Source organism: Rickettsiella endosymbiont of Miltochrista miniata (genome assembly GCF_964031245.1).
In the GTDB taxonomy this organism is placed as follows: domain Bacteria; phylum Pseudomonadota; class Gammaproteobacteria; order Diplorickettsiales; family Diplorickettsiaceae; genus Aquirickettsiella.
Window position 1 is genome coordinate 826176 of sequence record NZ_OZ035017.1, and the last position, 20855, is coordinate 847030.

Consider the following 20855-nt stretch of genomic DNA (forward strand, 5'->3'; position numbering starts at 1 on the left):
ATGAGTCCAGTGTTAACCAAAGCTGATTTGATTAACAGCTTAAGACAACAAGAACCCAGTCTCAGCCGGCCTTTAGCTACACAGCTGGCGGATGCTTTTTTTGAAACGATCGTATTAGCCTTAGAAAAAGGCGAGCCAGTAAAAATTTCCGGCTTAGGAAGTTTTCGACGGCGTAGAAAAAAGGAACGACCTGGCCGAAATCCGAAAACCGGTGTGACAACCATCGTCACTTCGCGCAATGTGGTGTTATTTCAAGCCAGCCAGAAATTAAAATCGCAATTGAAGAACCAAAAAAACTAAGTTCTAACTCTCGTCATTGCGAGCACCGAGAGTATGATCGTCATTGCGAGCACTGAGAGTATGATCGTCATTGCGAGCGCCGAAGGCGCGTGGCAATCTAGTTCGCTCGCCATGACGATCCAACTGCAGGATTAATTGGTAGTTGCGTGTTTATTATCAGCACATTACAATGTGCGCACTTCGGGGCGTAGCGCAGCCTGGTAGCGCACCTGCATGGGGTGTAGGTGGTCGCTGGTTCAAATCCAGTCGTCCCGACCAATCTCGATACTCGCTTCGTTTAATCTTTTACCTGTTCTTGTTAACTATCTAATGTTATTGGCTGTTTATCTTTGCTTAGTGTAGGATAAATTAGTCGAATGGAAATTTGTATTTACCTAAAATCAGGAGATAGGCTATGGCAATTTATGAAAATATCTTAGTAGCAATAGATTTGCACCCTGCCTGTGATGAAATTATCTTGAAGCGTGCTCACGCTTTAGTCAAAGGCGGGCATGGTAAATTGTCGGTCATTCATGCCGTCGAACACATCAATGCCTACGGTGTTGCACAAGCTTACCCTGCCGTAATTGATTTAGAAGGCGAAATGCTTGCCGAAGCACAAAAACAATTAGCCGATTTGTCGAAAAAATTTGACATCCCTGCCAAGCATCAATTTGTCGAAGTCGGATCGCCTAAGGTAGTGATACTCGATAAAATGAAACAATTAAAAACGGATTTAATTATCATTGGTAGTCATGGTCGACATGGTATTGGCGTATTATTTGGTTCCACCGCCAGTGCAGTGATCCATCACTTATCTTGTGATGCCTTAGTGGTGAAGATTCCTGAACTAAAAGCCTAATAATTTATTCCCTATTAAGCACCACAATAAATTCACTTACGTTTTCTTAGGTTTAGGGTAGTTTTGTTTTAAATTTTCTGTGCTTTTTTATCTCCATAAATATTTCTGCTGTTTTTTTAAATGATTAAATTTTAATTATAGTTTAATAAACCAACGTCATACTAAAATAAAAAGGCGACGAGTCAGCAATTGGATAGTGACGCATTGACAAAACTGGATCAACGCTGGCTGTTGATTCTTTGAATACGGATTAAAGCATTTATTTTGCATAATTGTGCTTTTTTTGTTTTTCTGAATTTTTTTCATTTTCATTTTTTATGGCTTGAGGCGTAGTAAATAAACTTAATCCAGCAAGTCTAGATACAGAGTTTGGCAGGTTAAGGTTACCCGTTTCTTTATTGTTTGAGCTTGTGCTTCCTGATGCTTCTCCAAAAGCATTGTCAGCAAAGAAAGCATGCTGCAATCTAGTATGATAATTGGAGGTTCCCATTTGTGGCGGAGGGACTGGATTGACCTGTTTTTCCGGCTTTTGGCTATTTTTTTCGATGAGTAATTCCTTAGCTTTTTTAGGTATTTGCATATCTTGGCAAGCATATTCTTTAACACAATAGTTTAATTGCTCGGTATTCGCTGTTTTCAATCCATCAAATTGCTTTTGTTGGCGCATCGCATTTAAAAAAGGCTCGATGTCTTCATTATTGTAGCAGGGCAGTTTCGCTAATTCGGATAGATCAACTGTCTTAGTTTCAACCATCTCACTGGCGATAGATGCCGCTAATCGGGGATAAGCAACGGCAGCTCTTGAATAAGCCACAAGATTGGGCGTGTTGATCAACTCATTTTCTGTTTTTTCTTCAATAGCAAAGTGGGTTATTTTTTCTTCTCGTGAGCCTAATACGTTTTTAAGAATTACGAGCTGATCAATATGTTCTTCAAAATTTTCATCGCTCATTGTCTTGATATCCGCATAAAGTTGATACATACGTTTGCTAAGTTTGTTCATTAAAATTGGATCGATATCGACTTTATTATCGCCTTTACCAAAATATTTATCTTTGGGGCCGCAGGCTTGCAGCGACCATCCTACTTTGCTTACATGGGTTTTGCCAGGTGTGCCAAAATAACATTTCATTTTTCCGCGCTGATGAGAGTCTAAGCTAGCTGAGTTTGATTTAGTCGCAATAAAATGGCCTAAATCTCCCTCTTGGCTAGTAATACCAACCAGTCGGTAAGTTACATGACCAGGCTTAGTTTCGTCCGTTTCTCTATTCACGTGCGGATGTTCTTTTTGTTCTTCCGCCAGAAAGTATTTGGTATTAGCATCAGGTTGGTATTGATTCAACGACTTTATGTTTTCGATGTCTTTTTTTAGCGCTTCTTTATCCTGGATATCATTAATAAAAATATTGCCTTTCCCTTCATGGCCAACCGCCGATTTTAAGACTATTTTAGCTATCCTTTTAGTGCTGAAGTAATTAAAAATATCCTCTGCTAATTTTTCAGTCGCAGTTTTTGATTGCAGAATTCGATATTCGGGCGAGACTTCATCGGGTAAGTACAGTCGTTGATAAACCTTATTATTTAGTTTATCAATCTCGACTTCAAAAGATCCAGTATGGACATGCTTATAATACTTACCTTGGCTAATTTTGATAAATTCATCGGTTGAAACATTCTCAGAGTTTTTTATTAATTTGCGATGCGATAGATTATCGGCGTACACTTTGGTTTTGTTTCCCTGTATATCGATAGTCATATTCGCATCAGGAAACGCCTTTGCAAAAGCATTTTTATAACTCCATTTTGAGCTTCCGCCCAGATTGGAGCTAAGAAGAGGTTGACATTCAAATACAAGGGGTTTGCTATAGTTTCCTGTTTTTCCTTTCTCAAGACTTGCATCGATAACATAGGCATAACAGTTATCTTTCATAGCATACTCCTAAATTGGTTAGAGATTGGTATTATGTTAAAGACTTATTATTAATTAACTATTAAATAAGCTTAAAATTTATAAATAAATTCGAGTTAAAAAAGCCATCTCAGTGGCAAAATTTGTTTATCTTAAATTTTTGAGCTACAGTAAGGGGGTATTGCTGTCAAATGAGCCAAAAATAAGACGTTTAGTGTGTTACGTGAGTTTCACTTGCTTAAATAAAGGAGTATTTATGTTCAAAAGTCCGAGCGTTTTAGATTGGATTGCACTCGTTATCTTATTTATCGGTGGTTTGAACTGGGGTTTAGTCGGTTTATTCCATTTTGATTTAATTACCGGCATTTTTGGAGATTACAGTCCAATTGCTAGAATTATTTATATTATCATTGGTTTATGTGCTATTTATGTACTGGTACGTGCAATAAGCTGTTGCAAAAAGAATATTTCAGTACCTTAAATTCTACTCAGTTCATCAAAAAACCTCCCGTCTCGTACGGGGGGATACTATTTTTTTAATAAAAATCGCTTACGGATAAAATTTGGAAATAGCATGAGATTACTTGCTTATATTGTCATTTTTATGGGGCCAGTATTCAGTAGATTGCCGCGCACCTACGGTGCTCGCAATGACAAAATGACATTATCACACCCATAAAGTATATCCCATAACCAATTTAGCCCATCGTCATTGCGAGCGCGCAGCGCGTGGCAATCTAGAAGATTTGTTCATTTTATCCTTCAAGTACACTCGCACTTAACTCTACTTTTTCTATTTTTTCAAAACGTGAAGTGATTTTATCGGCCGAGGTTTTTGCGTCTTGAATATCGGTATAGGCTTGCTGAATGTGGCGGAATAACTGATCCATACGTAGTTTGAAACGCGAAAAATCCTTAGCTAGTACACTTAAATGTTCTTGTATCAAATGAATTTGTTCGCGTGTCGCGGCATCTTTTAAGATAGCGCTGGTGGTGGTGAGCACGGCCATCATCGTTGTGGGTGAGACCAACCAGACCCGCTGGCGCTGTGCTTCTTCGACTAAATCATAATAATGTGCATGAATTTCGGCAAAAATGGCTTCGGCGGGAATAAATAATAATGCGCCTTCCGAAGTTTCACCAGGAATAATATATTTAGTCGCCACCGCTTGAATATGATGGCGAATATCCTGGCGAAATTGCGCTGCAGCAGCGCGTTGTTCACTTTTTGGCAGGTCGATGTCGGTTAATTTTCGAAAGCCTTCTAAGGGAAATTTAGCATCGATGGCGATGCTGCCAGTGGGTGCAGGTAATAATAATAGACAATCAACGCGTTTGCCGTTGCTTAAAGTGTGTTGCAAACTGTAATTTTTAGCTGGCAAGACATTTTCGATTAAGGCATTCAGCTGCACTTCACCAAAAACACCGCGCGAACGTTTGTCAGCCAGAATCTGCTGTAAATTAACCACATTAGTGGAAAGTTCGGTAATGCGTTTTTGTGCTTCATCAATCAACGCGAGCCGTTTCACTACGTCAGCAAACGTGGCGGTGGTTTGGGCAAAGCCATCAAATAAACGTTTTTCGACTTGGCCGCTAATGGCGAGTAATTTTTCTTGCGTGTTTTCGGTTAATTTATCCATACGTTGACTGATATGTTGCAAACCCTGCTGTAAACTATCTTGTAACAGTTTTAAACTACCGAGTTGATGTTGATCAAATTGTTGTCGATAGGTATTCAATTCGAGTAACAGTTGTTCTTTGTTTTCTGCCGTATGCCGTTGATCGATGACCCGCGCATCATGCAGTTGATGGAGTAAACGATTGATATCTGTCCAACGACTTTCCATTTGGATTAATTTGTCATGTTGACGTTCTAATTTATAAAAATGCAACAGTGTAAAAGCGATTAAGCTGGTAAGCAGCGCTAAAGTGATATATATAAAATAGAGGGGCATAAATTTTTCCTACTCTTAGTATGCTATGGGGATTATAAAAAGTACCGTATTGATCATCAGTTTAGTATTAACATGGCCATGTTTAGCCCACGCTGAGGATAGAGATCAACAACGAAAACTATTTTGGCAGGCTAGACAATTGTTAATGACTAAACATTATCCACAGTTTTCTGCTTTAAAAGCTAAACTAAAAGATTATCCTTTATATCCTTATTTAATTTTTATCCAATTAAAACAACAATGGACTTATGCCAATAGTGGCGAAATCGACGAGTTTTTGCAAACCTATAATGATACACCGTTAGCCGTTAAATTACGTGCTGATTGGTTAGCTTATTTGGCTAAAAAACAAGATTGGCAGCATTTCATCCATTATTATCAACCTATTTATGCTACACCATTACAATGTTATTACCTGCAATCTTTATTGGCGACACAACAAAAATCGTTAGCGTTTAAAAAAATAGCGACACTTTGGTTAGAAGTTAATGTACCGACGAGTGGTTGTCGCAAAGTTTTTGCTCGTTGGGAGCAATCTGGAGGATTAACTTCAGATTTAATTTGGAAAAAGTTAGATCAGGCGATGACAAAAAATAATGTCACGGTGATCCAACATGTCGCACAATTTTTACCGCCAGCACAACGTCGACAAGTTAAACATTGGTATCAAGTGCAACGGCATCCATTATTAATTGAGCATACGAATCAATTTGATCCGGGTAACCTTGTCGATAGAAAAATTTTATTGTTCGGCATGAAGCGCTTGGCGAATAAAGATCCAATAGCATTGGCAGAAGATTGGTCGCAATTAAGTAGAGCGTATGCTTTAAATGAAGCTGAAAGACAACCCATTTTGGCTGATTTAGCGGTCAGTTTAGCCAGACGTGGCCATAGTGCTGCGGGAAATTGGTTAAACAAAATTAAACCCGCTTATGCTGATGCAACCTTACGTGAATGGCGCGTACGCAATAGTTTACTCAATGGTCAATGGGATAAGGTGCTTTTTTGGTTGGATCATTTGTCACATAAAGAACAACAATCCGCTTGTTGGCGATATTGGCGGGCGAGGGCACTCGCTGAGACCCAGCAAACCGCGGCAGCGAATAGCATTTACGCAAGTCTAGCGAAAGAGGTTGATTATTACGGTGTGTTAGCGAGCCAACGTTTGAAGCTCCACTATCATCCTACTACCCGCCGCATGTTGGGTGATCGCGAGGCACTGGGAAATAATCTTGCCATACAACGTGCTAAAGAATTGATGGCTTTAGGTTTTATTGGTGAAGCGCGTCAGGAATGGTTATGGGCATTGGATAGTTTGAGTGTGCCACAACGCCAAGCGGCGGCTCAACTGGCTAAACAATGGGGTTGGTATGATTTAGCTATCGTTGGAGCCAGCAAAGCGAATATTCACAATGATGTTCAATTACGTTTCCCATTCGCTTATCGTCGTTCAGTGCTGGCAGCAGCGCGTAAAACACATTTAAATTCGGCATGGGTCTGGGCCATCATGCGTCAAGAAAGCGCTTTTATGTGGAATGCTAAATCCAGTGCGGGGGCTTTAGGCTTAATGCAAATTATGCCGAATACGGGTAGACAGTTGGCGCGTGGATTGGCTTTACGTCGATTAGATTTGCTCGATCCAGAACAGAATATACGCTTAGGTAGTACTTATTTAAGACAATTATTAAAATTATTTGATGGTAATGCAACCTTAGCCACAGCTTCTTATAATGTGGGTCCGAATCGGATTAAACATTTTCAAGGATTGTATCAGCGTCTACCGAAAGATGTTTGGGTAGAAATTTTACCTTGGAAGGAAACCCGCGATTATGTTAAGAGTGTGGGTCTAGCGCGCAACATTTACAGTCAAATATAGTTACTCTTCCATAAGGCCGTCATGGCGAGCGAAACGTTAGTGAGCATGGCCATCCATGGATTGCCGCGCACCTGCGGTGCTCGCAATGACGATCAATATTTTTAGTGCTCGCAATGACGATTTAGATTCGTGTTCGCCATGACGCTCAATTATTTTATGATGCTAAAGTTATGCGGTGAGACGGCAAAAAATAGATTTTCATTACAGCTTATTCGCAGACGTGCGCTGGAGGTGTCTTTATCAAGGCTAGGCACGACTATGGCAAAACTTCCATGATTAGGTGCTTTCGTTGCCAGCGCTTGGGGAAGATAGGTATATCCACCATCTACTGATAAATCTATGCGCACCGTTTGACAGGCGATAGGCTCATGATTGGTTCCTGCTACATTCCAATTGACCCATTTCGGTTCATGTCTTTTCCAGGGTGCCTCAATAGGAGCAATCGCGAAGTTTAGTCCGGTATTTAATACATTGATCACCATATCGGCACTGGCAGTGGTGGCTTGCTCTTGGAGATTATCGCGTACCGTCAATCGAAAATGTAGTTTTCGCGTCGTAGTTGGATAGACTTCGCCTAAACCTAACGCTTGTTTGCCGAGCACAGCCTCTAAACGCGGAAAGATGCGTTCGCCACTGCTATTGGGTAGATACGAACGGAAGATCGGGCCGAGTCCATCATCTCGTAATGGTGTTTTTATCGGTTGTGCTGGACCGAGATCCATTTGCTCCCAAATATAGGTAAGTTTGGCGTTTCGATGGTAGTAGGATCGAGCATAGGCATGCAATACGAAGGGTGTATTGGCAGGAATGGTTAATACTCGCTTCCCGAATGGCGCAGTCGAGCGAGGATCGATTACCGGTGGCCGATTAGGATTTGGTAGTTTTTTGCCGCAGACACTGGCAGGACCTGAGATAAAAGCCTTGATTTGATCAATCGTGGCTGCGTGAAAATAAGGATCTTTATGATCCTGAAGATTTTCCAAACTGTCTTGATGAAAGGGCACTGTATACTCATCAAAACATTCACCGGCATAGCTCATAATGGTAGATCCACTACCGGGTTCGTATGCCGTGTGCTCTGTACCGGGATCGGGGTTACAGCCATTAAACGTGTGGTCGGCGTTGAATTGGTGACCTATCTCATGCGCCGCAAGCAAATCGAAGGTAAGTTCGTTCACATCCTTGTCGGGTGGATTGGCTGTACCATCAGGAGCGACAGTGGCTGAGCCGCTTGATCCGTCGGCTTTGTTAGCGGCTAGGCAGACCGTTCCGTTGGCTGTTCCTCCGCCGGTAGCTCTGGAAAATAGATGACCGAGATCAAAATTTTTAGTGCCGATAACGGAGTTTAGGACTGCGATATTTTTTACGCGTTGTTGATCCTGATCCAAATGCAGATAAGGATCGGTGGCGGGATTGGCAAAAATAATTTTATCGTTATCTTTGACGAGGATTAAATGGATGCCAAAATCAGTTTCATAGATTTCGTTAATACGATTAAGCGTGCGTACCGCATTGGCCAGCCCTCCTGCAATGGTGCCACCATATTTTTGAGCGTAGTCACTGCTCATGGCAATCGCAATGCGATATTCGCGATGGATAGTGTCATTAATCTGGCGTGGTTTAGTCGCGAGTTGCGTGGCGTTGGGATTAGCTATTAATTTTTCGCGCAGGCGTGCATTGCCGGTACGGAGCGCTTCGAGTCGGAAGCTTTGATAAGCTTGATTGTTGTTAAACTTATTTCCAACCGACCGTATCAGCCAATTACCAGACGTATCAAACACCATCGCCTGTAAGCCTTGTTGAGAAATATCTAAGCGTAAACGTCGTCCTTCTTTGTCCAATCCTTTTAAGCTGAGAATGCTAGGATAACGTTTGGCGAGTTCCGGCGGCATCGTATGCGCATCAGAGACAGTAAATAATGAGAAATCACCTTCGGGTAAAGGTAGTAATATCTCTGCTGTATTTTTTCTACTCAGATCGTGGCGCAGCGTGTTTAAAGACGCATCATTTAAACTAATAATGCGATAATAATCCGGTTGCGGTTTTTCTGTTGTTAAGTTTAATGGGATTTCGCTATTCATGTCCTGCCAAAAATTTTGCACCGAGGCATGACTCGTAGCGGTTAGCAGCATAGCCAATAAGCCGACGGAGCATTTTTTTAGAATAGACGGGGAAAGCATTCGGTAAGACATAGCGTTATTATAATGTAAGAAAAACAAGGATATTAACCTTGTTTTTCTTACAATAACAGCTCTTTATGCTTTTTTATTTAGCAGGATAAGTATTAGAACGTACTATTTTTTTAACGACGATATTGTTGGTTACGCCGGTGACGCCTTCAACTTGTCTAGCGAGCATGCCGGCTTTTTGCTTTTGTGCCCAACTATTTGCAAAACCGCCGAGTTTGACTTGACCTTTATAGCTCATGACGGAAATGGCGAGACCTTTTACATCGGGGTCGGCCAATAATTTAGATTTTACTTTTAAGGTTATGACGCTGCTATCAACATATTGACCAGTGGTTTCTTGTTGCATAGCGCGATGACTGCTCATGGCTATGGTGGCTACCATAGGTAATGCGATTAAGCCTAAGATAACAAATAACTTTGCTTTCATAGTATGAATACTCCTACTTGAAAATATACTCATTGCTGTGAGTATAGAACCTGGATCATAAACTTGGATCATTTGAGTGTAAAAATTTTGTTCTATATAGAGTTAGATTTTAAAATAGATGACTGAATAACCAAATAAGTAACAATACAGCAATAGGTATGCCTAATAACCAAGCAATTAAATATTTCACTATCCCCCCCTTAGTTTTACACTCTTCTTCATGAGAAATAACTGTTCCCTATAAAAAGATTAGTCAAGTCGGCAGATAAATCAAGGAATCTCACTTTAAATGGATTTCTGGGCTGTACATTAAGTGTACAAATGAAAAGTGGATCAGCGTCAGGACGAGCGAGTGTCTAGATTGCCGCGCGCCTTCGGCGCTCGCAATGACGGGAAAAAAGCGGCGCTCGCAATGACCGTGGAAAAGTGGTGCTCGCCATGACGAAATAAACGTCATGGCGAGCGAATGTAATGAGCGCGGCCATCTACAGTTTCGTATTTCCGGTGCCGCGCAATGACAAGTAGATTGAGTTAAAAAGGAATATCATCGTCTTCAAATGCTTCGCTGGCCATTTCGGGTAATGGGTTGGTTTCACGTTTGGATCGCGTAGCAGAAGTATTCTGTGCGGTAGTGGTAAAAGAAGATGATACATCACTGTTTGCACCGCCACCACGGCTATCTAACATTTGCATTTCATTGGCAATAATTTCGGTGGTGTAGCGATCTTGACCAGAGGTTTTATCTTGCCATTTGCGTGTTTGTAAACGGCCTTCAACGTACACTTTAGAACCTTTTTTTAAATATTCAGCAACAATCTCAGCTAGGCGTTGATAAAAAACCACGCGGTGCCATTCGGTGCGCTCTTGTAGCTCCCCGGTATTTTTATCTTTCCAGCTTTCGCTGGTGGCAAGGTTAACATTAGCAACAGCGGTGCCATTAGGCATATGACGCATTTCCGGATCGGCACCTAAGTTGCCGATTAAAATAACTTTATTAATGCCTTTGGCCATGTTCGATACTCCACAATAACAAAATCATAACAGTTAACCCTGAATTCTAAATCTTGTAGCGCAAAAAAGAAAGCGATAAAAAGGAGTTTTTTAGAGGTTTCTTTTCATTATTTTCAAGGTTATAGTGTGGGGTTTCAACAATAGCTGATAAAGTTTTTAGCTTTTGCACCAGAACTTTCATGTTTATCTATGGATACAATTCGCATTCGTGGTGCTCGCACCCATAATCTACAGAATATCGATCTGGATATTCCACGTGATCAATTAATTGTGGTGACGGGATTATCCGGTTCGGGTAAATCTTCGTTAGCCTTCGATACTTTATATGCCGAAGGTCAGCGTCGTTATGTGGAATCTTTGTCGTCTTATGCACGGCAATTTCTTTCCATGATGGAGAAACCCGATGTCGATCATATTGAAGGACTTTCTCCGGCGATTGCTATTGATCAAAAATCAACCTCACATAATCCACGTTCGACGGTGGGTACGGTGACTGAAATATATGATTATTTGCGCGTGTTGTTTGCCCGAATAGGTGAGCCGCGTTGTCCTGTGCATAACATCAGTTTAGCTGCGCAAAGTGTTAGTCAGATGGTTGATACATTGATGGCCTTACCGCATGAGACACGCTTACTTATTTTGGCGCCGAAGGTACAAGGACGCAAAGGTGAATTTAAACCTTTATTTGATGAATTACGCAGTCAAGGTTATTTACGCGCGCGTATTGATGGCGAATTGCTCGAATTGGATCAAGTGCCAGCTTTAAAACCTAAACAAAAGCATAACATCGATGTGGTCGTGGATAGACTGAAAATAAAACCCGATCATCGTTTACGCTTGAGTGAATCTTTAGCTACCGCGGCGGCCTTGAGCGAAGGTTTAGTGACAGTGATCGTCCAAGATGAGGCAGGAAAAACTAAGCAAGAATTGATTTTTTCTGAACGTTTTGCTTGTCCGGAGTGTGGTTATAGTATTGGTGAGTTAGAACCACGCTTATTTTCTTTTAATAATCCTGCCGGCGCTTGCCCACAATGCGATGGTTTAGGCCATGAAATGATTTTTGATGCGGATAAGGTGATACCGCAACCGGAGTTAAGTATCGCGCGCGGGGCTATCCGCGGTTGGGATGCGCAAAATCCTTATTATTCTTTGTTGTTATCGACGTTAGCTAAGCATTATCATTTTTCTTTAGAGTCACCTTTTAATACATTGCCAGACACGATTCAGAAAATTATTTTATATGGCAGTGGTAAAGAAGAAATAAAGTTTCACTACGAGAGTGAAAAAGGCTATGTCTATAATAAGAAAAAACCTTTTGAAGGTGTGATACCGGTCATGCAGCGCCGTTATCAAGAGACCGAATCGGATTCGGTACGTGAAGATTTAGCGCGTTATTTAGCATCCAAACCGTGTACTAGTTGCCATGGTACGCGGCTCAATATCGCTGCTCGGCATGTTTTTATTGCGGATAAAGCGATTACCGATTGGGTGGCTTTACCACTGGATAAATTAAAAGAATTATTTGAAAAATTAAATTTGTCTGGTCAACGTGCCAAGATTGCTTTGCGTTTACAAAAAGAAATTATTGATCGTTTAAATTTTTTAATTGATGTCGGTTTAAATTATCTATCATTGGACAGGAGTGCCGATACCTTATCCGGCGGCGAGTCGCAGCGGATACGTTTAGCCAGCCAAATTGGTTCAGGTTTAGTGGGTGTGATGTATATCCTTGATGAGCCATCGATAGGATTACATCAGCGCGATAATGGCCGTTTGTTAAGTACGTTGCTGAGGTTGCGTGATTTAGGTAATACCGTGATCGTCGTCGAACACGATGAAGAAGCGATCCGCCATGCGGATTATGTGGTGGATATGGGACCGGGTGCGGGTGTGCATGGCGGTCGTGTAATTGCCCAAGGCTCACCGGCGGCGATTATGCGCAATCCAAATTCGTTAACGGGTCAGTATTTATCCGGCCAGCGACGTATCGAATGTCCTAAAAAAAGACTTAAATTTGATAAAAATCACATCATCAAACTATTAGGTGCGAGCGGTAATAACTTAAAAGATCTCGATGTTGAAATTCCGCTGGGTTTAATGACCTGCATTACCGGCGTATCCGGTTCTGGAAAGTCAACGCTGATTAATGACACCTTGTATCCACTCGCGGCTAAAAAATTAAATGCAGCTATTTTGCCACAAGCGGCGCCGTATCAATCGATTACCGGTTTAGAGCAATTGGATAAAGTGATCGATATTGATCAAAGTCCTATCGGCCGTACGCCGCGATCCAATCCTGCTACCTATATTGGTTTGTTTACACCGATACGCGAATTATTTGCCGCCACGCCGGAAGCCCGTTCACGCGGTTACAGTGCCGGACGCTTTAGCTTTAATGTGAAGGGAGGGCGTTGTGAAGCCTGTGAAGGTGATGGTGTACTTAAAGTAGAAATGCATTTCCTAGCCGATGTGTATGTACAATGCGATGTATGTAAAGGCCAGCGTTATAATCGTGAAACCTTGGAGATACGTTATAAAGGAAAAAATATCTATCAAATTTTAGAAATGACGGTAGAAGAAGCGCATGAGTTTTTTAATCCGGTGCCGGTGCTGGCCCGAAAATTACATACCTTGATCGAAGTAGGCCTCGGTTATTTACACCTGGGTCAAAGTGCGCCCACTTTATCTGGAGGCGAAGCACAACGCGTCAAGCTGGCTAAAGAGTTAAGTAAACGCGACACCGGTCATACCTTGTATATTCTGGATGAACCCACCACCGGTTTACACTTTTATGATATTGAGCAGCTATTGAAGGTGTTATATCGGTTGCGTGAGCGAGGTAATACGGTGGTGGTGATCGAACATAATCTGGATGTGATTAAAACCGCGGATTGGATTATTGATCTTGGTCCAGAGGGAGGCAGCAAGGGTGGCGAGATCGTGTGTGTCGGTACACCGGAACAAGTCGCAAAGCAACCCACTTCTTATACCGGCCAATATTTAAAACCCTTATTAGGTAAACGCAGTTTATCGAGTGAAGATGGCAGTCGCCATGGTTAAGGTTTCCGTCATTGTGAGCGCGTAAAATATTAATCGCATTAGCGCGTAAAATATTAATCGTCATTGCGAGCGCCGCAGGCGCGCGGCAATCTAAAAAAAACCCCTAGAACAGGGGTTTTTTAACAAACAGAGGTTGGTTTAAACTAAGGAATTAACCAAAGCTGTAACCAAGACCGACAGCAACAAAATCAATATTGCCTGGCTTGTTTCTTCCTAAAGGTTGGATGTGTGTCCAAGAAGTGTCAACAAACATGTTCGGTGTGATGTCGTAACTAACACCAACTGCCGCTTCAGGAGCCCATTTATGCTTAGCAATAGCGTTTTTGTTGAGCAGTGTAGTATGAGGGCCAGTATCACATTTATTATCGATGCTGGTGGTGACATAAGCCACACCTAATTTTCCGTATACATTGAACTTGTCATTAATGGGGTAAATACCTTTACCAACTAAGTCAATAGCACTTTGTGAAATGCTAGATGAACCATTAATTGCTGTGCCACCGGTGGGTCCTTTGGTGGGCGTATATAGTAAACCATCAAACTTCTTTTTGCCGAGTTGTAGGTAACCCATTTCCACGGCCCAGTTTGGGCTAAATTGGTAACCTATCCCCAAACGACCGGCTAAATTTCTGCCAGATGCAGAAAGCTTGTCGTTCACATTAAAGAGTGCTTTTCCGTCTGACGTGTTAATAGGGCTAAGAGCGGTTTTATTTTTAGCGTAACCTAATTGGCCGGTGACATAAACGCCATTAGCGGTTGCGTTAGCAGCCATCATACCGAGCGCCGAAACGCCTAATACGGTAGCCGTCATGATTTGTTTAAACATATTATTATTTTCCTCAAATGGATTGTTTTACTAGTTAAACAGGCTCTTATTTACCATTCGTATAAATAGTTGTCAACTTTCTTATCCATGAAATGAATAAGAAGGGTAATGCTAACTCGTCATTGTGAGCGCTAAAAAGTATTGATCGTCATTGCGAGCGCGCAGCGCGCGGCAATCTATAAAAAAAACCCCTAGAACAGGGGTTTTTTAACATACCAGAAGTTGGTTTAAACTGAAGGAATTAACCGAAGCTGTAACCAAGACCAACTGTCGCAAAATCGATGTTGCTAGGTTTGTTTTTACCGATGGGTTGAATGTGTGTAAAGGACGTATCAATAAAGACATTAGGAGTAATGTCGTAGGTTAGACCTATACCTGCTTCAGGAGCCCAATTGTGTTTAGCAATCGGAGCGATTACAGAGGTAGCTTCTCCATTTATTTTGGCACTATCTCCACTTACGCTGCTGACTACATAAGCCATACCCGCTTTAGCATAGACATTGAATTTATCATTAATGGGAATAATACCTTTACCTACCACATCAAAAGCATGTTGCTTAAGCGTAACAACTTGGGTTGATTTTTTTGTAATAACTGGATAAGGATAAACTTCTGCTGTAGTAGTGTTGGAGATGCCGATACTAGAAGTTTCTTTACTTAATTGTAAATAACCTAATTCCACTGCCCAATTGGGTGTGAATTGATAACCAATCGCTAACCGACCCATTAGGTTTTTTGCAGAAGTTTCAGGCTTTCCAAAACTGACGTCTGACTGAGCATTAACAAAGCCCCCAAAAATGGGTTGAATGGATTGAAAGCCTTGCGCACTGGTAAGATTAGCTCTGTGTGCATAGCCGACTTGTCCAGTGACATAAACTCCATTCGATGTAGCATTAGCAGCCATCATACCCAGCGCCGAAACGCCTAATACGCTTACTGTGATTATTTTTTTAAACATATTTTTATTTTCCTCGTAAGGTTCAACTAGTTAAACAGGCCCTTATTTATCATTCGTATAAATAGTTGTCAACTTTCTTATCAATTTAATTGATATATCTGAGTAAAATTGGCTTAAAAGCGGGTTTTTGCCAAAAAAAACCCCTAGAACAGGGGTTTTTTAACATACAGAACGTTGGTTTAAACTCAGGAATTAACCGAAGCTGTAACCAATACCAACCGTCGCAAAGTCAATATTTGCCGGCTTGTTTTTGCCGATGGGTTGAATGTGTGTAAAGGACGTATCTATAAAGACATTAGGAGTAATGTCGTAGGTCAGACCTATCCCGGCTTCAGGAGCCCAGTTGTTTTTGCTAAATACGGCTGTTGCTGGTTTACCTTGGTATTGCATATCACCCTTACTTTTTACGGTAGTGGTTAAGTAAGCCATACCGGCTTTAGCGTACACATTGAATTTGTCGGAGATAGGATAAATACCTTTACCAACGATATCAAATGCATGCTGATTAATGGTAATAGCTTCTTTTGCAACGATAGTGGTGGTTGTTACATCAACAGGAACAATCACAGGATCGCCGTGTATGATAAAAGGTGAAACAACATACTCAGTTGTAGTGCTTGTATTACTCATTAAAAGATTAGACTTTTGTTGACCAAATTGTGTATAGCCTAATTCAGCTGCCCAGTTTTTAGTGAATTGATAACCAATCGCTAAACGACCTGCGATGCTACCTCTGGCTGCTTTTTTGTCTTTGCCAACGGTAAGATCAGAAGGTAAACCGGTAAATTTATTACCAGTATGCGGCGCATAGCCTACTTGGCCATCCACATAGAAACCATTGGTGGTTGCATTAGCAGCCATCATACCCAGCGCCGAAACGCCTAGTACGCTTACTGCGATTATTCTTTTAATCATATTATTATTTTCCTCGTAAGTATTTAACTAGTTAAACAGGCTCTTATTTATCATTTGTATAAATAGCTGTCAACTTTCTTATCAATTTAATTGATATATCTGAGTAAAATGAGCCTAAAAGCGAGTTTTTGCCAAAAAAAAACCCCTAGAATAGGGGTTTTTCAACAAACAGTTTGGTTTAAAGCGAGGGATTAACCGAAGCTGTAACCAATACCTACTGCAGCAAAGTCTATATTGCGCGGCTTGTTTTTACCCATAGGTTGAATATGAGTAATGGAGGTATCAATGAACACGTTCGAAGTCACGTTATACGTGAAACCAAGACCGGCTTCAGGCGCCCAGTTGTGTTTAGCAATTGGAGCCATAAGGCTATGTTTAGCTTTATCATTTACTTTATCACCTTTCACGTCGGTGACTAAGTAAGCCATACCGGCTTTTGCGTAGACATTGAATTTATCATTAATGGGATAAATACCTTTACCTACCACATCAAAAGCATGTTGGTTAATGGTGATTTCTTGAGTGCTAACGGTATTCTTTACAAAAGTTTGCGGTGCATCCATTGGCACAATATTCGCCATACCTGGAATTAGCATAGACGCGCTAGACTTTTGTTGGCCTAATTGTAAGTAACCTAATTCAGCTGCCCAATGGGGAGTGAATTGATAACCTATCGCGATACGACCGGCTAAGTCCTTTTTGAGTGACTTTTTATCTTTGCCGAAGGTGACATCAGATTCAAGGCCTTTAGCGGCTTGGAATTGATTCCCGGTATTGGCAATGCCTAGTTGTCCCGTTACATAGACTCCATTTGATGTTGCATTAGCAGCCATCATACCGAGCGCCGAAACGCCTAATACGCTTGCTGCGATTATTCTTTTAAACATATTATTATTTTCCTCTTAATAAGTTTAACTAGTTAAACTGATGAACTTGTATATCATTTGGTCAAAATACTATCAATATGTTTTTATGAATAATGAGCGAAAATAGGGCTAAGATTGTCATCTATTTGACTACATTTACTGAAAATCCTTAAAAATAAGCCTTTTTTCAATCTGGAAAAGAAAAACCCCTTAAAAAAGGGGTTTTATGGAGCTAGGGATTAAACGAAGGTTTAACCGAAGTTGTAGCCAAGACCGACGGCAACAAAATCAATGTTACCCGGTTTATCGCTTCCTAAAGGTTGGATGTGTGTCCATGAAGTGTCGACTGACACGTTGGGCGTGATGTCATAGCTCACACCTAAGGCCACTTCAGGCGCGAACTTGTGTTTGTTCAAATTCGCGTTTTTGTTTAAGTCTGCTGTCACCTCAGGTTTGGAATCAGTTCCAGCTATTTTTCCTTCCACGTCAGTGGTTAAGTAAGCAACACCGACTTTACCGTACAGGTTAACATTGGTACTCATAGGAACGATGCCTTTGCCCACTAAATCAATGGCATTTTGATGGAGTGAGAGCGTGTCATTGCGATGATCTTTTGCAATGGTACCATCTACTTTTTTACTACCTAAGTATAGGTAACCGGTTTCAACGGCAAAGTTTTGATTAAATTGATAACCCAAAGCAATACGACCCGCTAAGCCATTGTTTGCCAAGTTGCTATCTTTAGCGTTGTTAGCGGTAAAGTTGAAATCAGCCGGTGTGTTTTTGTTGATATCTGCAAAATTGGTTTTGCTGCCCATATGCGTATTCGCATAACCGAGCTGACCGGTGACATACACGCCGGGTGCTGCGGCATTGGCTGCCATCACCGTCAATGCAGAAACACCTAACACGGTAGTACATAGAACTTTTTTAAACATTATTATTTTTCTCCTAAGAGTTTAACTAGTTAAACGAGTGTCTATTTAACAAGCAGATTCATTTATTGTCAATGTATGTCAATAGTGAATATCTTATATAGATATAATAAAATAGATTAATTTATGATTGTGTCCATGGCGAGCGAATGGAATGAGCGTGGCCATCTATAGCTTCATATTTCTCATGGATTGCCGCGCGCCTTTGGCGCTCGCAATGACGGTGCTCTATTCGTCATTACTGTGAGCGTGTAAAATATTATTCGTCATATTGTGAAAACGGAAAATATTATTCGTCATTGCGAGCGCGTAGCGCGTGGCAATCCAGGTAAAATACGATGTTAAAACAACCTGCAGTTTACATTGTTGCTAACAAGAAGAGGGGGACTCTATACACCGGAGTAACATCAATGCTAGCTAAAAGAGTCTATGAACATAAAAAAGGGATAATTCATGGCTTAGCTAAAAAATATCATTGTGAATTATTAGTATTTTACGAATTACACGAAACCATGGAATCAGCCATCATGAGAGAAAAACAAATTAAGGCAGGCTCTAGAAAAAAGAAGTTGCAATTGATAGAAGCGATAAACCCAAGTTGGACAGATTTATATGAAGAAATTATATAAATGGATTGCCGCGCGCTCGCAATGACGAGTGGATCAATGTCATGGTAACCAAAAAGAAAACCCCTTGAGACAAGGGGTTTTTTTGAATCTTAGGTTTAAACGAATGTTTAACCGAAGTTGTAACCAACACCGACGGCAACAAAATCAATATTGCCTGGTTTGTTGTTTCCTAAAGGTTGGATGTGTGTCCATGAAGTGTCTACAGATACATTCGGCGTAATGTCGTAGCTCACACCGACGGCCGCTTCTGGCGCCCATTTGTGTTTAGCAACGTTAGCGGTACGATTTAGGTCAGTAGTAGAAGTATTTCCTGAGCCAGTAGTGGTGTTGTCAATATTGCTGGTTACATAAGCAACACCGAGTTTGCCGTAAACATTAAAGTTACTACCGAGAGGCATAATACCTTTGCCGACTAAATCAATCGCATTTTGCTGGAGTTTCAAAGTGCTTTGTGTGGTTGCACCAATTTTGCTAGTATCGACTTTTCTTTCGCCTAACTGCAGATAACCGGCTTCCACAGCAAAGTTTTGGTTAAATTGATAACCCAATGCAACACGACCGGCTAATCCATTATTGGATAGATCATTGTCTTTTGAATAATTTTGATCTGAAATAAGATCAGAAATTTGTGTTTTGCTGCCCATATGTGTATTTGCATAACCGACTTGACCGGTCACATACACGCCCGGTGCAGCAGCATTCGCAGCCATTGCACCTAATACAGAAACAGTTAACACAGTTGTGCTTAGAACTTTTTTAAACATTGTTATTATTCTCCTGAAGAGTTTAACTAGTCAAACGAACAACTATTAAACAATCAGATCGTTTTATTGTCAACTTTTCTGCTTTAAAAAAATTTTTTCTTTCACTTTCTTTAATTTATTTTTTATTTTTGAGAAAAATAATTAATTTTTATGTGAAACTTTCTTTTTTTATTTATTTGGTTAAGATAATGGCGCACGCATGCAAAGAAAATTAAAATTAAGGAAAATTTATGCTGAACATCCAACAAGTCACGGAAGTCATCAATCACTATCATCAGAATAAAGGCATCTTAAAAAAATTAGCTCGAACTGAACATCCTGCAATACGCGCTACTGATGAGTATTTAAAATCACTGAAACTTCATAAAGGTTTATTATCTAATCAGGATTTGTTTAATATTAACCGTTTCTTTCTATGCGATCATCCGGTGAAGCCTGGAAAGGCATCGTATGAGGCTTGGTACACTATTAATTACCAAAATTTTTGTGCCTTAAATTTTGGTCAAGCCAATCAATTAGGTCAACTGCTCAGCTATCCGGTACCGATAAAGTATGCGGGATTTGCGACTTGCGGTAAAGCCGGTTATCAACAATTTCCAGAGTATTTTTCAAAATTAACACTGGAACAATTAGATAACAAAAGCAACGCCGAAAAAATGCAGGAATTTTTTCAAGTATTGAATCAGTGTTATCAAGAAAACAATTTCACCGGTGACTGCTTTCTTGCTTTAAGCAAGTTATGTGTGGAGGGAATGTTAAGTCAAGAATATATCAATGCTATTAAATCCAATGTACAAGCTAATTTTTTGGCTAAATGCTTAATCAAGATGAAACATACCGACACATTAACTCCGGAGAATCAAGCGTTTATCCTCGCTTATCGCGGATCGATTATTATACCAGTAACTCACATACTCATTGCTTTGGATAAAACTGGATTAAACACATTAGCTAATCGCAAAATTTTAGCCGATTTTTCTTATCCTATTGCATTACATCGTACCGTTAAATTGTTAGAAAAACTGGATCTTTTAACACAAGAAAATTTTGATTTGATTTCATCAGAAAATAATCTTTCTTGGTTGTTAGCACTCGAGGAAATGCCGGAAGAGTTAATCACCGCAGAGGTTTGGCAAGGTTTGCTTAATTTATCTGAAAATAGTAACGAAAATGATTTTAGAAAGGATATCCAAGCCTATGCTGAAGTGCTCAAAAAGAAATTAAATGTTGAGTGCATGAAAAAGGATATTTTAGCCAGTGAAGATCATATAGAAACTCAAGCAGTAACTTCCATTGCGCGTTCGCGTTTTTTTTCGGTAGCACCCGCAAATCTTACGCCACCGGCTAAGGAAGAAATGCCGAAAGTTAATTTTGCACCTTAGTTAACACAAAAA

Annotated in this window: 18 protein-coding genes and 1 tRNA gene; 8 read left to right on the forward strand and 11 right to left on the reverse strand. The window is 40.6% G+C overall.

Annotation, left to right across the window (positions count from 1 at the left end):
- The 3 genes from AAHH40_RS03775 (at position 1) to AAHH40_RS03785 (ending at position 1141) form a co-directional block, all read left to right on the forward strand.
- A complete protein-coding gene (locus AAHH40_RS03775; protein WP_342219362.1) occupies positions 1-300 on the forward strand; it encodes an integration host factor subunit alpha in 300 nt (99 codons plus the stop codon).
- Between the two features lie 181 nt (positions 301-481).
- Positions 482-558 (forward strand) — tRNA-Pro (locus AAHH40_RS03780).
- 136 nt (positions 559-694) lie between these two features.
- The gene (locus tag AAHH40_RS03785; RefSeq protein WP_342219363.1) at positions 695-1141 is read left to right on the forward strand and encodes a universal stress protein; all 447 of its coding nucleotides are present in this window, start codon (positions 695-697) and stop codon (positions 1139-1141) included.
- Positions 1142-1400: 259 nt separating this feature from the next.
- Here AAHH40_RS03785 and AAHH40_RS03790 read toward each other — a convergent pair whose 3' ends face one another.
- Positions 1401-3071: a hypothetical protein gene (locus AAHH40_RS03790; protein WP_342219364.1), complete on the reverse strand. Its 1671-nt coding sequence runs from the start codon at positions 3069-3071 to the stop codon at positions 1401-1403.
- Between the two features lie 235 nt (positions 3072-3306).
- On the opposite strand from AAHH40_RS03790, the gene AAHH40_RS03795 reads away from it, so the two are divergent.
- Positions 3307-3531 (forward strand): DUF378 domain-containing protein, encoded by a 225-nt coding sequence (locus tag AAHH40_RS03795; protein WP_342219365.1) that lies wholly within the window; start codon positions 3307-3309, stop codon positions 3529-3531.
- 274 nt (positions 3532-3805) lie between these two features.
- Here the strand turns inward: AAHH40_RS03795 and AAHH40_RS03800 are convergent, their stop codons facing one another.
- The gene (locus AAHH40_RS03800) at positions 3806-5005 is read right to left on the reverse strand and encodes a DNA recombination protein RmuC (protein WP_342219366.1); all 1200 of its coding nucleotides are present in this window, start codon (positions 5003-5005) and stop codon (positions 3806-3808) included.
- 25 nt (positions 5006-5030) lie between these two features.
- Here AAHH40_RS03800 and AAHH40_RS03805 point away from each other — a divergent pair, with 25 nt between their 5' ends.
- Positions 5031-6881, forward strand: coding sequence for a transglycosylase SLT domain-containing protein (locus AAHH40_RS03805; RefSeq protein ID WP_342219367.1), 1851 nt, complete (start codon positions 5031-5033; stop codon positions 6879-6881).
- 149 nt (positions 6882-7030) lie between these two features.
- Here AAHH40_RS03805 and AAHH40_RS03810 read toward each other — a convergent pair whose 3' ends face one another.
- From AAHH40_RS03810 to ssb, 3 genes are all read right to left on the reverse strand, one after another.
- On the reverse strand, positions 7031-9073 hold the full coding sequence (locus tag AAHH40_RS03810) for a reprolysin-like metallopeptidase (RefSeq protein WP_342219368.1): 2043 nt from the start codon (positions 9071-9073) through the stop codon (positions 7031-7033).
- A 73-nt stretch (positions 9074-9146) separates the two neighbouring features.
- Positions 9147-9497, reverse strand: a complete 351-nt coding sequence (locus AAHH40_RS03815; RefSeq protein WP_342146535.1) for a BON domain-containing protein — start codon at positions 9495-9497, stop codon at positions 9147-9149.
- A 531-nt stretch (positions 9498-10028) separates the two neighbouring features.
- Positions 10029-10508 (reverse strand): single-stranded DNA-binding protein, encoded by a 480-nt coding sequence (ssb, locus tag AAHH40_RS03820; RefSeq protein WP_342219369.1) that lies wholly within the window; start codon positions 10506-10508, stop codon positions 10029-10031.
- Between the two features lie 189 nt (positions 10509-10697).
- Here ssb and uvrA point away from each other — a divergent pair, with 189 nt between their 5' ends.
- Entirely contained in the window at positions 10698-13568 is a 2871-nt protein-coding gene (gene uvrA / locus AAHH40_RS03825; protein ID WP_342219370.1) for an excinuclease ABC subunit UvrA, read from the forward strand.
- 151 nt (positions 13569-13719) lie between these two features.
- Here uvrA and AAHH40_RS03830 read toward each other — a convergent pair whose 3' ends face one another.
- The 5 genes from AAHH40_RS03830 to AAHH40_RS03850 form a co-directional block, all read right to left on the reverse strand.
- Positions 13720-14394, reverse strand: a complete 675-nt coding sequence (locus AAHH40_RS03830) for an outer membrane beta-barrel protein (RefSeq protein ID WP_342219371.1) — start codon at positions 14392-14394, stop codon at positions 13720-13722.
- A gap of 241 nt (positions 14395-14635) precedes the next feature.
- Positions 14636-15352 carry an outer membrane beta-barrel protein gene (locus AAHH40_RS03835; protein ID WP_342219372.1) on the reverse strand — a complete coding sequence of 239 codons (717 nt, stop codon included), beginning with the start codon at positions 15350-15352 and terminating at the stop codon, positions 14636-14638.
- Between the two features lie 192 nt (positions 15353-15544).
- Complete coding sequence (locus AAHH40_RS03840; protein WP_342219373.1) at positions 15545-16267, reverse strand: outer membrane beta-barrel protein; 723 nt, start codon at positions 16265-16267, stop codon at positions 15545-15547.
- Positions 16268-16458: 191 nt separating this feature from the next.
- Positions 16459-17154: a porin family protein gene (locus AAHH40_RS03845; protein WP_342219374.1), complete on the reverse strand. Its 696-nt coding sequence runs from the start codon at positions 17152-17154 to the stop codon at positions 16459-16461.
- A gap of 230 nt (positions 17155-17384) precedes the next feature.
- A complete protein-coding gene (locus tag AAHH40_RS03850; RefSeq protein ID WP_342219375.1) occupies positions 17385-18071 on the reverse strand; it encodes an outer membrane beta-barrel protein in 687 nt (228 codons plus the stop codon).
- Positions 18072-18406: 335 nt separating this feature from the next.
- On the opposite strand from AAHH40_RS03850, the gene AAHH40_RS03855 reads away from it, so the two are divergent.
- On the forward strand, positions 18407-18697 hold the full coding sequence (locus tag AAHH40_RS03855) for a GIY-YIG nuclease family protein (RefSeq protein WP_342219376.1): 291 nt from the start codon (positions 18407-18409) through the stop codon (positions 18695-18697).
- Between the two features lie 107 nt (positions 18698-18804).
- On the opposite strand, the gene AAHH40_RS03860 is transcribed toward AAHH40_RS03855, so the two are convergent.
- Positions 18805-19461 carry an outer membrane beta-barrel protein gene (locus AAHH40_RS03860; RefSeq protein ID WP_342219377.1) on the reverse strand — a complete coding sequence of 219 codons (657 nt, stop codon included), beginning with the start codon at positions 19459-19461 and terminating at the stop codon, positions 18805-18807.
- A 230-nt stretch (positions 19462-19691) separates the two neighbouring features.
- Here AAHH40_RS03860 and AAHH40_RS03865 point away from each other — a divergent pair, with 230 nt between their 5' ends.
- The gene (locus tag AAHH40_RS03865; RefSeq protein WP_342219378.1) at positions 19692-20843 is read left to right on the forward strand and encodes a hypothetical protein; all 1152 of its coding nucleotides are present in this window, start codon (positions 19692-19694) and stop codon (positions 20841-20843) included.
- Positions 20844-20855 lie beyond the last annotated feature (12 nt).